General features: G+C 69.3%; 15 protein-coding genes. 7 read left to right on the plus strand and 8 right to left on the minus strand.

Annotated features, from left to right (window positions below; translation table 11 throughout):
* The first annotated feature begins 44 nt into the window (after positions 1-44).
* Positions 45-419 (plus strand): cupin domain-containing protein, encoded by a 375-nt coding sequence (locus ACGFZW_RS16410; protein WP_393893797.1) that lies wholly within the window; start codon positions 45-47, stop codon positions 417-419.
* Between the two features lie 381 nt (positions 420-800).
* Here the strand turns inward: ACGFZW_RS16410 and ACGFZW_RS16415 are convergent, their stop codons facing one another.
* Both ACGFZW_RS16415 and ACGFZW_RS16420 read right to left on the minus strand, forming a co-directional pair.
* Positions 801-959, minus strand: coding sequence for a hypothetical protein (locus tag ACGFZW_RS16415; protein ID WP_393893798.1), 159 nt, complete (start codon positions 957-959; stop codon positions 801-803).
* 30 nt (positions 960-989) lie between these two features.
* Positions 990-1,268 (minus strand): hypothetical protein, encoded by a 279-nt coding sequence (locus ACGFZW_RS16420; RefSeq protein WP_393893799.1) that lies wholly within the window; start codon positions 1,266-1,268, stop codon positions 990-992.
* 355 nt (positions 1,269-1,623) lie between these two features.
* Here ACGFZW_RS16420 and ACGFZW_RS16425 point away from each other — a divergent pair, with 355 nt between their 5' ends.
* From ACGFZW_RS16425 to ACGFZW_RS16440, 4 genes are all read left to right on the plus strand, one after another.
* Entirely contained in the window at positions 1,624-2,181 is a 558-nt protein-coding gene (locus ACGFZW_RS16425; RefSeq protein ID WP_393893800.1) for a Uma2 family endonuclease, read from the plus strand.
* 97 nt (positions 2,182-2,278) lie between these two features.
* Complete coding sequence (locus ACGFZW_RS16430) at positions 2,279-2,548, plus strand: hypothetical protein (RefSeq protein ID WP_393893801.1); 270 nt, start codon at positions 2,279-2,281, stop codon at positions 2,546-2,548.
* A gap of 319 nt (positions 2,549-2,867) precedes the next feature.
* Positions 2,868-3,476 (plus strand): TetR/AcrR family transcriptional regulator, encoded by a 609-nt coding sequence (locus ACGFZW_RS16435; RefSeq protein WP_393893802.1) that lies wholly within the window; start codon positions 2,868-2,870, stop codon positions 3,474-3,476.
* A gap of 50 nt (positions 3,477-3,526) precedes the next feature.
* Positions 3,527-4,531 carry a DMT family transporter gene (locus ACGFZW_RS16440; protein ID WP_393893803.1) on the plus strand — a complete coding sequence of 335 codons (1,005 nt, stop codon included), beginning with the start codon at positions 3,527-3,529 and terminating at the stop codon, positions 4,529-4,531.
* A 114-nt stretch (positions 4,532-4,645) separates the two neighbouring features.
* On the opposite strand, the gene ACGFZW_RS16445 is transcribed toward ACGFZW_RS16440, so the two are convergent.
* The gene (locus tag ACGFZW_RS16445; RefSeq protein ID WP_393894110.1) at positions 4,646-5,299 is read right to left on the minus strand and encodes a DNA alkylation repair protein; all 654 of its coding nucleotides are present in this window, start codon (positions 5,297-5,299) and stop codon (positions 4,646-4,648) included.
* 181 nt (positions 5,300-5,480) lie between these two features.
* Positions 5,481-6,317, minus strand: a complete 837-nt coding sequence (locus ACGFZW_RS16450; RefSeq protein ID WP_393893804.1) for an EamA family transporter — start codon at positions 6,315-6,317, stop codon at positions 5,481-5,483.
* Between the two features lie 122 nt (positions 6,318-6,439).
* Between ACGFZW_RS16450 and ACGFZW_RS16455 the strand changes: the two genes are divergently transcribed.
* Positions 6,440-7,018, plus strand: a complete 579-nt coding sequence (locus ACGFZW_RS16455) for a helix-turn-helix domain-containing protein (protein WP_393893805.1) — start codon at positions 6,440-6,442, stop codon at positions 7,016-7,018.
* On the opposite strand, the gene ACGFZW_RS16460 is transcribed toward ACGFZW_RS16455, so the two are convergent.
* The 4 genes from ACGFZW_RS16460 to ACGFZW_RS16475 all read right to left on the minus strand — a co-directional run bounded on the left by ACGFZW_RS16460 (position 7,010) and on the right by ACGFZW_RS16475 (position 11,849).
* Positions 7,010-8,191, minus strand: a complete 1,182-nt coding sequence (locus tag ACGFZW_RS16460) for a PP2C family protein-serine/threonine phosphatase (RefSeq protein WP_393893806.1) — start codon at positions 8,189-8,191, stop codon at positions 7,010-7,012. The two genes, ACGFZW_RS16455 and ACGFZW_RS16460, sit on opposite strands and share 9 nt — an antisense overlap.
* A gap of 284 nt (positions 8,192-8,475) precedes the next feature.
* Positions 8,476-9,390: an RNA polymerase sigma factor SigF gene (locus tag ACGFZW_RS16465; RefSeq protein ID WP_393893807.1), complete on the minus strand. Its 915-nt coding sequence runs from the start codon at positions 9,388-9,390 to the stop codon at positions 8,476-8,478.
* Positions 9,391-9,530: 140 nt separating this feature from the next.
* Positions 9,531-10,367: a hypothetical protein gene (locus tag ACGFZW_RS16470; RefSeq protein WP_393893808.1), complete on the minus strand. Its 837-nt coding sequence runs from the start codon at positions 10,365-10,367 to the stop codon at positions 9,531-9,533.
* 408 nt (positions 10,368-10,775) lie between these two features.
* Positions 10,776-11,849: a 2-aminoethylphosphonate ABC transporter substrate-binding protein gene (locus ACGFZW_RS16475; RefSeq protein ID WP_393893809.1), complete on the minus strand. Its 1,074-nt coding sequence runs from the start codon at positions 11,847-11,849 to the stop codon at positions 10,776-10,778.
* Between the two features lie 379 nt (positions 11,850-12,228).
* On the opposite strand from ACGFZW_RS16475, the gene ACGFZW_RS16480 reads away from it, so the two are divergent.
* Entirely contained in the window at positions 12,229-14,295 is a 2,067-nt protein-coding gene (locus tag ACGFZW_RS16480; RefSeq protein WP_393893810.1) for a SpoIIE family protein phosphatase, read from the plus strand.
* The last annotated feature ends 105 nt before the right edge of the window (positions 14,296-14,400 follow it).

Consider the following 14,400-nt stretch of genomic DNA (forward strand, 5'->3'; position numbering starts at 1 on the left):
CCCGAGAGTCGCTCTCGGTGCCTGACCTTGAGGAAGGATTCCGTATGTCCAAGTCAGCGGCTGCTCCTGTCAACCTCGCTGAAAAGCTTTCGCAGTTCAATGAATTGTGGTCGCAGAAGAAGGTGGCTGTTCTCAACGACTACGAGGTCAAGCTGGCCAAATTGAAGGGAGAGTTCGTCTGGCACACTCACGAGGACACCGATGAATTGTTCCTGGTCATCAGTGGGCGTCTCACCCTTCAGCTCAGAGACGGCACTGTGGTGTTGGAGCCTGGCGAGCTGTTCGTGGTTCCCAGTGGAATTGAACACTGCCCCGTGGCGGACGAGGAGACCGCGATCCTGCTGTTCGAGCCGGCAGGAACGATCAACACCGGTGATGCAGGGGGGCCGATGACCAAACCGGCCGAGATCCTCAGCTGAAGGTGCGGCGCCAGGCTGTGGCATGGAGGTGGCGGCCTCCATCTCGGCGGACACCCTGCTGGCGGCGGACACCGTGCTGACGGCGGACGCGGGCACGTGTGCGACGCAGAGAAGCCAGAACGTCGGGCGTCGCGGTGTGTGGTGTGCAGGCGTCGAGTCGAGCCCGATCGGGAACACAATTGGGCCACTCGTGCTGGGGTGAGCCCGGCTTCGCCCAGCCGGCGCCTTCGTCGGTCGTCGGTCGTCGGTGCGTCAGGAGCCCATTGCACCGACGTAGCCGACAGCCCGCCGGGGCGATCGGGCACCGCGACCAGGCTGCCCGACCTCAGCCGGTGTCTTTGCCTGCTTTGACTACTGGAAAACAGGGACACGGCAGCCGGATCAGGCCGCTGCGACGAGGGCGACAGCGACAGCCAGTAGGCCGAGCCCGGCAAGCATGCAGTCAACCGCGGCCCGGATACGACGAAACTTCCGCATGGCGAGGTTGGCCATGAACTTCAGGTGCTCGACCTGGTAGCCGGAGGCGAGTTGATCGCGCAATTGGTCGGTGCTGAGCCGAGACCAGCTCGTCTATCCCTCGCCTCCGAGGTGCGGACGTATCGCGAATAACAGGATCAGCGTCGAGGTCAACAGCGCAGCGGCAGAGAGGGAGGCGGCCACGGCAGCTGGAACGGTCGGGTGGAGGTCCGATGCCGATGAGGCCAGCGCCACAAGTGCGGCTCCGGACAGAGCCAGCAGCAGGCTCGCCTTGGCATCGGTGCGAGCCAGGTCGGCTTGAAGGGATGTGACTGTCGCGACGATACGGTCCTGAGCCGCCCTTTGCTGGGGATCAGGTGCGGTGGCTGCCATCGGTGTGCCCTTCCTCGCCGGCCGACTTCAACGTGCCCAGGGGCTGCCAGCAGCCCGGAAAGGACTCTCGCAGCCATCGAGACGTAGAACGTCGTGATCGGGCACTCGGTTTCCGTGAGCTCGGGATTGGTCATCGGCGGGCGGGGCCCGCTGGTTCCCCTGACGCGGCCGCGCTGTCGTCATCTGTGCCGAAAGCGCCGCCACGGGCGAGGAGGGCTCCGGCGGCCCGGCCGTACTGGGCCGTTGTGTGTTGGTCGGGGTGACCCAACCGGTGTTCGCGCGGCTGCGCGGGCCGGACGTTGAATACTCTGTGAAGCCCCACAGCCGCGCAGCAGCGGCCCGAAGGACGGTGACGATGAGGATCGAGGCCGCCGACTACAGCGAAGGCGTCGATCCCGAACGCGCCCTCAAGTACGCGGTCCAGCACATCCGCGGCGACCGAGCCCAGATCGTCGAGGGAGTCATCGAGCCTGTGGCACCCGACTGGGGCCACGAAGCCACCGCCGAGACGATCCGGGACCAAATCCGCGCGAGGGCCCGGGAACTGGACTGCGTCACCGGCTCGGGCAATCTCGACCTGCCCGGATCGAGCAACTGGTACGTGCCGGATATCGCCGTGGTGCCGGCCTCGGCAGCGAAGGGCGCCGGGGCGCTGCTCCCGGCGGATACCCTCCTGGTCGTCGAGGTCACCTCGGAGTCCAACGGTGACACGGACCGCGTGGTGAAGCGGAAGCGGTACGCCGAGTACGGGGCGCCGCTGTATCTCCTCGTCGACCGTCAGGAGCGGTCCGTCACGCTGTACTCCGAGCCGGGTCGGCTGGGCTACACCCGTGCCGACGGCCCCCACCCCTACGGGACGTCCCTGCACTTGCCCGCGCCATTCGGGCTTGAGCTCGACACCAGCGCCCTGTAACGCCGGGGCGCAGACACAGGTTCGTTTCGCGCCCTTGCTGACCCACCCCGCGCCCCGTCACCGTCGACACACCAGTAGTCGACCAGGGGGAGTCCAGTTGGCCGGCAGCACCACACCCGCACCCCGAAACCGCCCGCTCGCCCACACCTTCAGGCACTGGCAGGGGCGGGCCCTTCTCGCCTGGGCCCTCCTCCTCCAACGCACCGTGGCCGGCCTCGACCGGAAGAAGGCCCTCACCGCCCGGCGCAACGCCGCCATGCGCGCCGCGCACCAGCGGGGGATCCCGCGCGACACCATCACCACCGCCATCGGTCTGAGCGGCGAACAGGTCCGTAAGGCGTTGCGGGGTGAGGCCACCAGGGAGTAGTCCCGCACGGCCGGAGAAGAGCAACAACAAGCCGTAGCTTGGCCAACGCTGGTGCCGTGCACCAGCGAGCATTCGTCGGCGCAAAGCGGTGCTGAGGCGGCTCATGCCGCTGAGCGACTGTCGTCGGCCGTCGTCGGTCAAACCGCACCGAGGGTCCCTCGGCCGGGCCTCGCCGCCGGAGACGGGGCGAGCGCCCTCCGGCTCTGTGTGCGGGAGGCACCTCCAGTGGCGCCGCGGGAGATGCAACGCCCCGTTCGGCGGTTGAGCGCCGCTTTCCTGCTAGGTAGACTGACCTACCTAATATGGAAGGGAGCGCGTGATGAGCGATACCAGCAAGGCGGTGGAGCAGCCCGCGAGGCGGCGGGGGAGCGCGCGCGAGCGGCTGCTCCTCGCCGCGTCGCGCCGCTTCTATGCGGACGGCGTGTCGGCGACGGGGATCGACACGATCACCGCCGAGGCCGGCGTCGCGAAGATGAGCCTGTACAACAACTTCTCCTCGAAGGCGGACCTCGTCAGGGCGTACCTCGATGCGCGCCATGAGGAGTGGATGGGCCTGTACCGGCGGCGGCTGGAAGAGGCCGATGGTGGGCGGGGTGGCGTGCTCGCCGTCTTCGACGCATACGTCGACCACGCGGCTTTCGCCTATGAGCACGGCTTTCGGGGGTGCGGTCTGCTGAATGCGGCTGCCGAGTTGCCCGCCGGGGACGAGGGCCGGGCCGTGGTGCGCCGGCACAAGGAGGAGGTCGAGTCGCTGCTCGCCGGACACCTTGAGGAACTGCTGCCCGGGCGGCCCGAGGAGACCCGTGCGGTGGCGGAGCAGCTGGCGTTCCTGTTGGAAGGCGCGATGGCGCGTGCCGGCCTGGAAGGCGCGGCTACGCGTCTGGAGCATGCGCGGACGATGGCGGCCAACCTGGTGGACGGGCTGTGACGCGGCCCGCCGGACGTGCGGCCCGATCGGTGCGCGTGGGGTCGCTTTGCGTGCTCCTGGCGTCGGTGCTGTGGGGGACCACCGGCACCGCCGCCACCTTCGCCCCATCGGTGGGCCCTCTCGCGATCGGGGCCGTCGCCATGGGCCTCGGCGGCCTGCTTCAGGCCCTGATGGCCGCGGTTCGTATCGCACGGGAAGTGTCCGGTCTGCGTGCGCAGCGTGGTGTGGTGCTGCTCGGCGCGATGGCAGTGGCGATCTACCCTCTGGCGTTCTACAGCTCCATGCACCTGGCCGGGGTCGCCGCCGGGACGGTGGTCTCGATCGGCTCGGCGCCGCTCGCCTCGGCCCTGATCGAGCGCGTCGTGGACGGGCGCCGACTGACGCGCCGCTGGATGCTCGGCGCCGCCCTCGGGCTCTCGGGGACGGTACTGCTGTGCGTGGCCGAAGCGACCAAGGCGCACGCCACTTCTGGGGCCGGGTCGGTGCGGATGACCGTGTCGGGTGTGGGGCTTGGCCTGGTGGCAGGGCTCACCTATGCCCTGTATTCCTGGGCGGCACACCGGCTGATCAACCGTGGTGTCTCCTCCGGCGCGGCGATGGGGAGCGTCTTCGGGCTGGGCGGTGTGCTGCTTCTGCCTGTGCTGCTGGCGACCGGCGCCCCGCTCGTCGCCTCCTGGCCGAACGCGGCCGTCGGCGCGTACATGGCCCTGGTGCCCATGTTCATCGGCTACGTCCTGTTCGGCTGGGGCCTGGCGCACGTCCCCGCGAGCACGGCGACCACCCTCTCCCTGCTGGAGCCCGCCGTCGCAGCCGTGCTGGCTGTGCTGGTTGTCGGGGAACGCCTACCCCTGCTGGGTTGGGGCGGCATCACCCTGGTCGTCGGCTGCCTGGCCGTCCTCACCACACCCCAGCGAAGGGCTCCGCGACCTCAGGCGGTCACCCCGCCGCTCAAGACCGGCTCCGAGGGACAAGGCGCATTTCAGCCCCCGGGCGTCGCGATCGGGGACTCCGCGCCGACTGCTCTCACCGAACCCGAACAGGTCTCCGCCAGTTGAGCGCGCCCGCCGTCGGAGACCGTTGTTGTCCAGTCGCTCGATATCTCCGCGCTCGGAGCGACGACTTGCGGCGACGGCCTGCGGCTGACGGTCCCCCTGGCGCCGGCGACCTGATCAAGCCACCGTCTTGTCGTGCTGTCGGCGCACCATCTCGGTGATCCAGGTGGGCGCGAACGGAGACGTGCAGCCCGGGGGAGTCGGGTAGTCCCTGAGGACCCCCAGGCGCTCACCGATGTCGATCGCGCGGGTGCGGTGCTCGGCGTGCTCGATCCCGATCTGAGCCAGGCAGTGGTTCATCGCCCACTGCAGGCGATCCGGGGCGTCTTTCATCTCCGCCTCGATGACGTCGAGCAGGCCCGCGAGGTCGAGGCCCTCGGGCTTCTTCGCCACGCGTTCGGTGGTCAGCGCCCAGCCCGCACTGGCGACCACCGGATCCACATCGGCGGACCAGGCCAGGCGAAGCTCTTCGGAGTGGGGGTTCTTCTTCACCACGTAGTTCACGAGCCAGTCGTGCACCTTGGGCGTGCGCGCCGCGCGCAACATGCTGTCCAGCTCGTCCCGCTCGAACGCCTTCGGGCGGCAGATCAGGATCGCCAGCAGCTTCGCCGCGGTGTCATCCGTCTCCCAGAGCCGGCACGCGAGTTCCTGCTGCGTCTTCAGCCGTTTCGCGAGCGCGCGCAGTTTGCTGAGGTTCACACCGTGATCGTCGCCGTGCTTCTCGTTCACCGCGCGTGCCTTCGGGTCCTCGAGCTCGGCCAGCTCGGCCATCACCTCGGCCACCGTCGTCCCGGCCACCTCAGCCTCCTTTCCGTCACGTGAGAGATCAGCCTACGAGGGAGGTCGACCGCCTGTCGTGCAGGAGGTCTGCCGGCCCAGGGGCTCGGGCTTGCGCGAATCCCGTCGCCCGGACCGTCGGCCGGCGCAGGGACGGGCAGGCCCGGGCGGCGGGTCAGGTGAGGGCGAGCAGGCTGACGGCGATGGCTGCGGTGCCCAGGCCGACGAGTTGGCCGCGGTGGATGCGTTCGGCCAGGACGGTGCGGGCGAGAAGGACGGTGCCGGCCGGGTAGAGCGCGGTGATCACGGCGACGACGGCGAGGTCGCCGTTGCGGGAGGCGAGCAGGAACAGCAGGTTCGCCACCGAGTCCAGGACACCGGCCGTGGCCGACATCCCGTAGGCGGGCCGCTCCGAGCCGAGCTTGCGGTACATGAGTCCGGCCGCGGCCAGGGTGACGGCAGACGAGACCGCGCGGCCGACGATCAGCGGACCCACGCCGCTGTCGGACGGCGCCTGGTGCAGGAAGACCAGCTGGAGGGCGATGGCGGCGCCGGCGCCGAAGGCCAGCAGCAGTGCGGTGCGCGAAGGGCGGGCCGCGCCGGCGCCGTGTCCGGCGCTGACGAGTACGACCGCCACCAGCGCGAGCGGCAGGCCGAGCAACCCGGCCAGGCCCAGGTGCTCGCCCTGCACCAGGCCCACACCGACCGGCAGCACGGCGGAGACCAGCGCGGTCACCGGGGAAAGCACGTTCATCGGGCCCATGGCCAGGGTCTTGTAGAGCATGGCGAAGGCGGCGGCAGACGCGACACCGGAGGCAGCGCCCCAGGCGATGGTCCGGTCGCTGAAGGAGGCGCCGAGGAACGGCCACAGCAGGAGCTCGACCGCCAGGGAGGCCGGTGCGGCGATCATCACGGTGCGCAGGACATGGGCCTTGCGGGAGCCGAGGCCGCCGAGGAAGTCGGCGCATCCGTAGGCGAGGGAGCTGCCCAGGGCCAACAGCAGAGCGATCACGGTACGTACATCCCTTACTATGCCAATGGAACGACTAGACCGTACAACCAACCGACTGAGGGGCGTCCATCGACGATCCGGCGGTGCGTTGGACGGGTTTACTCCACGAGGAGGGTTGACAGATGGCCGAGACCGAGGCAGCCCTGCGGACGCTCGCGCACAACGTCAGGGCGGCCCGCACCCGCGCCGGGCTGTCCCTGGACGAACTCGGCCGACGTGCCGGCGTCAGCAAGGGCGCCCTGGTCGCGCTGGAGAGGGCGACGGGCAACCCGAACTTCGCCACGCTGGTCCGGCTGGCCGACACCCTCGGCCTCTCGGTCTCCGCCCTGATGGAGGGGCGCCCCGAGGAGCGCGTACGCGTGGTGTCCGCCGACGCCATCACGCCCCTGTGGACCGGGCCGCACGGCAGTGAGGCCCGGCTCATGCTGACGACATCGGGTCCGGCCGCCACCGAGGTCTGGCGCTGGAAGCTGGAACCCGGTGAGGAATACCCCAGCCACCCCCATCAGGCCGGCGTCGTCGAAACCGTCAGCGTCACCGTCGGACGGATGACGCTGATCGTCGACCGCGACGAGCACTCCGTCGAAGCCGGACAGACCGCGACATTCGACGGCGACGCCCCCCATACCTACCGGGGCACCGGCACCGAGACATGCCACCTGATCATGACCGTCCACCTGCCTCCCGGCCCATCAACCTGACCCGTCGGGCGAGCTGACGCGGACCATCTTCCTGAGCTGCTGGCCGGGGGCGAGTTTGGGTGAGCGTTGAATGGCCACCGCGGCCGCGTCATCGTTCAGCTGCCCGCCGACATGGGCTATGAGGTCGGCGCGGATGTGGTGCAGCAGCGCTTCGGGACCGCTGTCGGTCCATTGGGCGACGCGCTCGGCGAGCGGGTAGAAGGCGCCGTCGGGGGAGCGGGCCTCGATGATGCCGTCGGTGTAGAGGAGCAGCGTGTCATCGTCCCCGAAAGGGAACGGATCGAGGGTGAGGCCGGTCCTCGGCAGGTCGTACATTCCCAGCGGAGGCTCGGCCTGGCTCGGGTGCAGGCCGGTCACGCGATGCTTGTGCAGTAGTAGGGGCGGGGGGTGCCCGCAATTGATCATTTGCGCCACGGGTTCTTCGTCGTGGATGTCGAGCACCAGAGCGGTGACGAATTGCTCGTACAGCTCGTCCGCCTCGGAGTGCGGGGCGTGCTCGGTCAGATGCCGGCGGATGCTTGCTTCGAGGGCGACGACCACTTCCGCGAGCGTGGCCGACCGGTGGGCGGCTTCCCGGAAAGAACCCATGATCACGGAGGCGTCGCTGATCGCGGTCATGCCTTTGCCGCGGACGTCACCGATGAGGAGCCGTGCGCCCCTCCTGGTCCGGGCCGCCGCGTACAGGTCCCCGCCGATCATCGCCTCGTCATCGGCGGCCCGGTACGCCGAGGCGATCCGCAGCGGGCCCATTCGATGGGGAAGCGGAGGGATGACCACGCGTTGCGTGGCTTCGGACACCGACCGCACGCGGTCCAGCTGACGATTGCGGCGCTCGCGCTGGCGGCTGAAGACCACGATGACGAGCGAGAGCAACGCGAGCGCCGCGATCTGCACCTGGTGGTTGGTCGAGAACAGTTCGTCCTGGTCACGCAGGACGGCGATGATCGCCTGGGCCGCCACCGCGAGCGCACCGACCAGTCCCGTCAGCCAGGGGCCGGCGAACCAGGGAGTGATTGCCGGGGCGACGATCAGCAGGGGCCCCAGGTGAATGTCCCCCGGAGCCAGAATGTCGACGACCGTGATCGCGGCGATCAGCCCGAGCGGTATCGCCAACAGTGCCTGACCCGAATGCCATGGCTGCCACAGATCCGTAAGGCGCCGTCGGAAGCCCATATCCCCACTTTGCACCGAGGGCCGTCAGGCCGCAGGACCTACCCATGACCCGCGCGTGCAGACGCGTCCGACGAGGGGGGAGTCGGCGCACGCATCCCCCTACGCTGTGGGGCCTCCACCCTCCTGGCAGCGGCCGGCGCGTGCTCCAGTTGGGGACCCCGCGCGAGCGCATGGGGGGCTGGTCAGCTTCGTGCGAGGGCCGTGGTCGCGGGCGAGGCAACTTGCCTGCCCCCGGGTCGGGGGCAGGCAAGGGCGATGCCAACTGGCGCGGGTCCTGCGGGTGGTCAGCCTTCGGCGAGGAGGCCTTCGCGCAGGGTGGCGCAAGCGCGGGTGAGGAGGCGGGAGACGTGCATCTGGGAGATGCCCATTTCCTTGCCGATCTCGGTCTGTGTCATCTCCGCGCCGAAGCGGAGCTCGATGAGGGTGCGCTCCCGCTCGTCGAGCTGGGCCAGGTGCGGCTTGAGGGCCTGGAGGTCTTCGGCCAGGGCGAGCGCGGGGTCCTCGTTGCCGACGAGATCGGCGACGAGCCCGGTCTGCTGCTTGCCACCGCCACCTGCTTCGATGGGCCGGTCGATGGAGTCGGCGTCATAGCCGTTGCAGGCCACCAGCCCTTCAATGACCTCCTCCTCCGAAAGCTCCAGATGCTCGGCGAGGTCGGCGACGGACGGTTCGGCAATGCCGCGCCCCTCCAGCTCCTCGCGGGCGCGCGCGAGGTCGACGCGCAGCTCCTGGAGCCGGCGCGGGACGTGTACCGACCAGGTCGTGTCGCGGAAGAACCGCTTGATCTCCCCGGTGATGTAGGGGATCGAGAAGGTGGTGAACTCGTTCTCCAGCGATACGTCGAAGCGGTCGATGGCCTTGATCAGACCGATCGTGCCGACCTGCACGATGTCTTCCATGTCCTGCCCGCGGCTGCGGAAGCGGCGCGCGACGTAGCGCACCAGCGACAGGTTCATCTCGATGAGCGTGTTGCGCGCGTACTGGTACTCCGCCGTGCCTTCTTCCAGGACCGACAACCGGTCGAAGAACAGCTTCGACAGGCGGCGCGCGTCCAGGGGGGCCACGCGTCGCGCATCCTCCACCAGGGGCAAGGAAGACTGAGCAGACTCAGGCGCTGTGTCCGTATCCGAGCGGGGCACCGCTATGTGGTCCTGCGTCGCTGCCGTCGCCATGGCTGCTCCTCTCTGGTTCCCCGTCATGCCGTCACACGGCCGCATACCCAAGGGTCACCCACAAAACCTCTTACACGGGAAACAATTTCCGCGAGGCAACTATGGCGACCCGAGTGACGGCGCGAGCTCCCCGGATTCTCCCGGCCGGGAGAAGCGTCCACCGACGGTCAGGGGCGCTCGAAGAACTGGAGCGCACCTCCGACGGAGAAGCACAGTGCTCCCGCGAGCGTCCCCCAGTTGGCGATGCCGACGTTCACCATGCTTCCGGTCGTGGGACGCGTGAAGGCGGCGAGGGCCGAAACCATGAAGAGGACGGATCCGAGTTGGTTGATCGCGACGATCCACCATCCCAGGTCTCGGGGACGGACGCGTGGTCGGCCGTGGCAGACCTCGACCAGCGCGAGGTGCCCCGAGATCAGGAACAGGATGCATCCGACCATGTCAGGGGCCCAGATCAGCCTGTTCACCTGCTGGACCGAAAGTCCCTGCAACAGGGAATCCAGCAGGTTGATGCCGAACACGAGCGTTCCCACGAACAGCACGCAGGTGCTGAGCCAGTCGATCCGCGCGGGCTCGTAGCTCCACCACCTCCAGCTCCCCGTCGCCAGCGCGGCGGTCCCGCTGTCCCGGCGGGGAGCGTTGACGGCCTGGAGCAGTGAGGCGTAGCCGCCGGCGTTGAAGAAGAGGCCGCCGACGAAGTAGACCCATGCGCTGGTCGCGTCGCCCGGGCCGAACTGAGCAGCCCCTGCCCCGAGAGCGAAAAGGGCACCGCCGACTGTGAACGCGGCCGAGGTAATGGCGTTCAGGCTGCGCAGTCGACTGACCGACACGCTGTCCGCTCTGCGGGAACGGGGCGCCAGCCCGCCAGGGACCCGCACGGTCAGCAGGCCACGCTTGCGTGCCGGGCGTGACTCCCAGACCGCGGTGCCCCCATCCAGAAGGCGCCAGGTCAGCCGGGTGGTGAACGGGCCCGCGCCCTCCGCGTGTTCCTCGGTTTGGCTCACCTGGCGACTTTAGCGTTCTGGTGCGATATTTCCGTTTTGCGGTTGCGGTCGATGGCGTCAGGCAGGTGTGTGGATGAGCAGGAGGCGCGGCGGTCCACTCTCGGACCGCAGTTCCTGACGGAGCGGCCAGGGGAGTGGGGTGGGCGCCATGGGATCCGTGACCATCGTGCTGCGCCCTCGGCGTGTCCGATTTCGGAGTGACCGGTGATCTGCGGTGCGGGGATGGTGGGACGGTTCGGCGGGACTGCGAGGAGTGCGGTGATCCGCTGCCGCAGACGAGGGCGGAGGCCGTTCGCGGCGACCGTGTCCGCGGTTGCCGAAGCCGCCGAGGGTCTATGGCCCCAAGGGCGGCCGACCGTCGCAGCGTGAGTTTCCTGTCACCGCACGCGGGGGCAGGAAACTCGCCCCTCAGCTCCCCGTGGCTGTCTTCCAGGCCGCTATGTAGGAGTCCAGGTTCTTCTCGATGTCGTTCCAGTTGGGCCGGAAGATCTCGACGCCTTTCATGAGGGCGGCGAGTTCGGTGGCGTGGGGGTCGGTGGCTTTGACGTCCTTGCGGGCGGGGAAGCCACCGCCGACCGAGGAGACCTCCTTCTGTACCTCTGTCGAGAGGAGGTGGTCGAGGAACTTTTCGCCGTTGGCGCGGTGCGGCGCGTTCTTGACCAGGCCGGCAGCGTAAGGCAGGGCGAAGGTGGAGGGCTTGCTGCCGGGGCTGGCGGCGGGGAAGAAGATGCCCTGGTTGGGCATCGACTTCATGTTGGCGTAGTTCATCTGGACGTCGCCGTTGGCGACCAGGAGTTCGCCCTTGTCGGTCTTGGGGGCGAGCTGGCCGGTGGAGGAGGACGGACCGACGTTGTTTGCCTGGAGCTTCTTGAGGAAGTCCATGGCGGGGCGCCGGCCGCCGAAATCATGCAGGGCCTTGATGATGACGGCCGTGCCGTCGCCGGCGACCCCAGGGGTGGAGTACTGGAGCTTGTTCTTGAACTTCGGGTCCAGCAGGTCCTGCCAGGTGGCGGGGGCCTTGCCCAGTTCCTTCTTGTTGTGGATGAAGCAGAAGTAGTTGTTGACGACCGACGTCCACTTGCCGCCCGGGTCCTTGTCGGCGGCGGCGACCCGGTCGGAGCCCTGGGGGCGGTAGGTGTCCAGCAGACCCTTGCCGTCGGCCTGCTGAATGAACGGTGGAAGGGTGACGACCACGTCCGCCTGGGCGTTGGCCCGCTCGCGGGCAAGGCGCTGGACCGCCGCGCCGGAGCCTGACTCGACGTAGTTGACCTTGATGCCGGTCTTCTTCTCGAAGTCCCGGAAGACCTTGTCGTAGAAGCCGTCGCCCTGCTCGCTCTTGAGGCCGTCGGCGCTGTAGACGGTGATCTCCTTGGCGTTCGGGTCGGCACCGGAGGTGCCCCCGCAGGCGGTGAGCGGGACGGCGAGGGCAAGGGCGCCGCAGGCGGCGGCGAGCGGCTTGGGGAAGAGGTGGGGACTGGGCATGGCGGGGAAACTCCTCAGAAGTGCACTGGCGTGGGGGGAGGGAGCGCCTCCGGCAGGGCAGCGCACCACCGTGGCCCGGCCGGTCCGGCGAGGATTCGCAGCGCTGCGGCTCATCGAGAGCTTCCAGTACATCCAGTGCATGCCCGCGCCCCGGGCCGACTGCGTGGGCAGTCGCGGCGGAGGGGAGAGACGGGGGCCACTACGGGCACGTGGGCCATTCGGGTGGCGGTGGCGGGGACCCGAGGTGCCGCCCCCACCCGGGCGCCTGGCCCGTGCGCCCGCCGAAGTGTCCCCGGATGCGGGAGGAGCGCAGAATGAAGAGAGCCGCTCTGCCGTCCGGAGGGCGGACCGGCCACGATGCGGTGCGTGCGGAGGATCGGTGCCAGCAGATCGACCGAGCGACGCGAATGCCGGTGCCTCGCTCCGGTCGGAGCCCGGCTCGCTGCTGGAACACGTGGCCGTAGCCGTATTCGGCATCGATGACGAGGACCGGATCTGCTACTGGGGGCCGGGCGCACACGACCTCTTCGGGCACCAGGCACCGGACGTGCTGGCAAAGCCCGGTGCCGTGCTCTTCGCCGAGCCCTCCGGGGACGAGCCCGGCACCTGCTCCCGCATGGCCGCGCGCGGACGGGCCCAGGGGTACTGGCGCGGCCGTCTGCTCGCCCGGCACCAGGACGGGACGGACTTCGACTGCGGATTCCGGGTCTTCCCGGTGACCGGGGTCGAAGGCCGTTCGGTGGTCATGGCGCTGGCGAGCCGCGGCGACGAGCTGGACAGGGTGAAGACCAACCTCGTCTTCCTCGACGCACTCTTCGAGCGCTGCCCCATCGGCCTGGTCATGCTCGACGAGAACCTGCGTTACCTGCACCTCAACCAGGCTCTCGCGGACATGAACGGACTCCCCATCGCGGAACACCTCGGCCGCCGCCTCACCGAGATCATGATCACCTCGGAGGGCGGCGAATACGAGCGCATGCTGCGCACCGTCGTCGCCGAGGGACGGACCGTTGTCGGGGCGCGGGTGGGGATGCGCACCCTCGGCCACCCGGACCGGGACCTGGTGCTGTCCGTGAGCTTCTTCCCGCTCACCCAGGCGGTCGGCACCCGCCAGGGAGTGGGTGGGCTGCTGGTGGACGTGACCGACCGGGAGCAGGCGATCGTGGAGGCGACCGCCACCCGTCAGCGGCTGGCGCTGCTGGACCGGGCTGCCGCCCGGATCGGCACCACCCTGGACGTCGTGACCACGGCCCAGGAGCTGGTCGATGCCACGGTTCCGGATTTCGCGGACGGAGCCGTCGTGGAACTCGTGGACTGGCTCGACGAGCGGGAGGCTTTCGACCCGGCGCTGCCGGTGATGACCCGCCGGATCGCCCACGGGACCGTCCTGCCCGCACCGGCGACGGAACTGGTGAGCGGCCTGGACGTCGTGCACTATCCACCGGGCTCGGCCGTGCACCAGATGCTGCGCACCGGCCGCCCTATCGCCGTCCCGGTGAACCAGGAATTCATCGCCCGCACCATGATGGACGAACACCGGGCCCGGCTGATGGCCGACAGCGGCCTGGCGTGTCTGCTGCTCGCCCCGCTCATCGCCCGGGGAACGGTCCAGGGAATCGCCATGTTCGGCCGGTCAGCGGCACGAGCGACCTTCACCGAGCCTGACCTCTCCCTGGCCGGCGAACTCGCCTCCCGCGCCGCGCTGTGCCTGGACAACGCGCGTCTCTACAGCCGCGAAAGAGATATCGCACTCACCCTCCAGCGGGCCCTGCTGCCCAGCTCGCTGGGGACCAGCCCGTATCTGCACATCGCGCACCGCTATCTGCCGGGCGGCCGGGTCACGGACGTCGGCGGTGACTGGTACGACGTGATCGCCCTGCCCGGCGACCAGGTCGGACTGATCGTCGGCGACGTCATGGGGCACGGCGTCTCGGCCGCCGCTTCGATGGGCAGACTGCGGATCACCGCCAAGGCCCTGGCCCGGCACCACCAGGCGCCGGACGAGCTGGTCGCCGAACTCGACCTGTGCGCCCAAGAGGCGGGCATCGAACTCGCCACCTGCCTCTACATCAGCTACGACCCCGCCAGCGGACGCGCCAGGATGGCCGGAGCAGGGCATCCGCCGCCTCTCGTCCTCCAGCCGGACGGCCGGACCGATGTCATCGACGAGGTGCTGGGGGTACCGCTCGGCGTCGGCGGCTCGCCGTTCCGGACAACCGAGGCTCAACTGCCCGACGGCGCCACCCTCGTGCTGTACACCGACGGCCTCATCGAGACACGCGACCGCGACATCGACGTGGGCCTTCAGGCACTCCGTACGGAACTGGCTCGTGTCCCGGAATCGTTGGAGGCTGCCGCAGACCAGATCCTCGAACGCCTCGTGCCGAGCTCCCCGGCCGACGACACCGTTCTGCTCCTTGCCCGGGTGCACCGAAGTCGGCAATGACTGCCGGTGGCCGGCAGTCCCGCTCCGCCCGGCCTCGTGCCGCAGGGCCCTCTGGGCAGGGGAGCGGCGCCCGGCCCACGACCGTAGGCTGGGGGCGTTCCGCTT

Source organism: Streptomyces sp. NPDC048248, from assembly GCF_043201875.1.
GTDB lineage: Bacteria > Actinomycetota > Actinomycetes > Streptomycetales > Streptomycetaceae > Streptomyces.

Bases quoted from the DNA above. Each gene is read 5' to 3' on its own strand.
- ACGFZW_RS16410 (WP_393893797.1), top strand. From the start codon at position 45: ATGTCCAAGTCAGCGGCTGCTCCTGTCAACCTCGCTGAAAAGCTTTCG.
- ACGFZW_RS16420 (WP_393893799.1), bottom strand. From the start codon at position 1,268: ATGGCAGCCACCGCACCTGATCCCCAGCAAAGGGCGGCTCAGGACCGT.
- ACGFZW_RS16425 (WP_393893800.1), top strand. From the start codon at position 1,624: ATGAGGATCGAGGCCGCCGACTACAGCGAAGGCGTCGATCCCGAACGC.
- ACGFZW_RS16435 (WP_393893802.1), top strand. From the start codon at position 2,868: ATGAGCGATACCAGCAAGGCGGTGGAGCAGCCCGCGAGGCGGCGGGGG.
- ACGFZW_RS16445 (WP_393894110.1), bottom strand. From the start codon at position 5,299: ATGGCCGAGCTGGCCGAGCTCGAGGACCCGAAGGCACGCGCGGTGAAC.
- ACGFZW_RS16455 (WP_393893805.1), top strand. From the start codon at position 6,440: ATGGCCGAGACCGAGGCAGCCCTGCGGACGCTCGCGCACAACGTCAGG.
- ACGFZW_RS16460 (WP_393893806.1), bottom strand. From the start codon at position 8,191: ATGGGCTTCCGACGGCGCCTTACGGATCTGTGGCAGCCATGGCATTCG.
- ACGFZW_RS16465 (WP_393893807.1), bottom strand. From the start codon at position 9,390: ATGACGGGGAACCAGAGAGGAGCAGCCATGGCGACGGCAGCGACGCAG.
- ACGFZW_RS16475 (WP_393893809.1), bottom strand. From the start codon at position 11,849: ATGCCCAGTCCCCACCTCTTCCCCAAGCCGCTCGCCGCCGCCTGCGGC.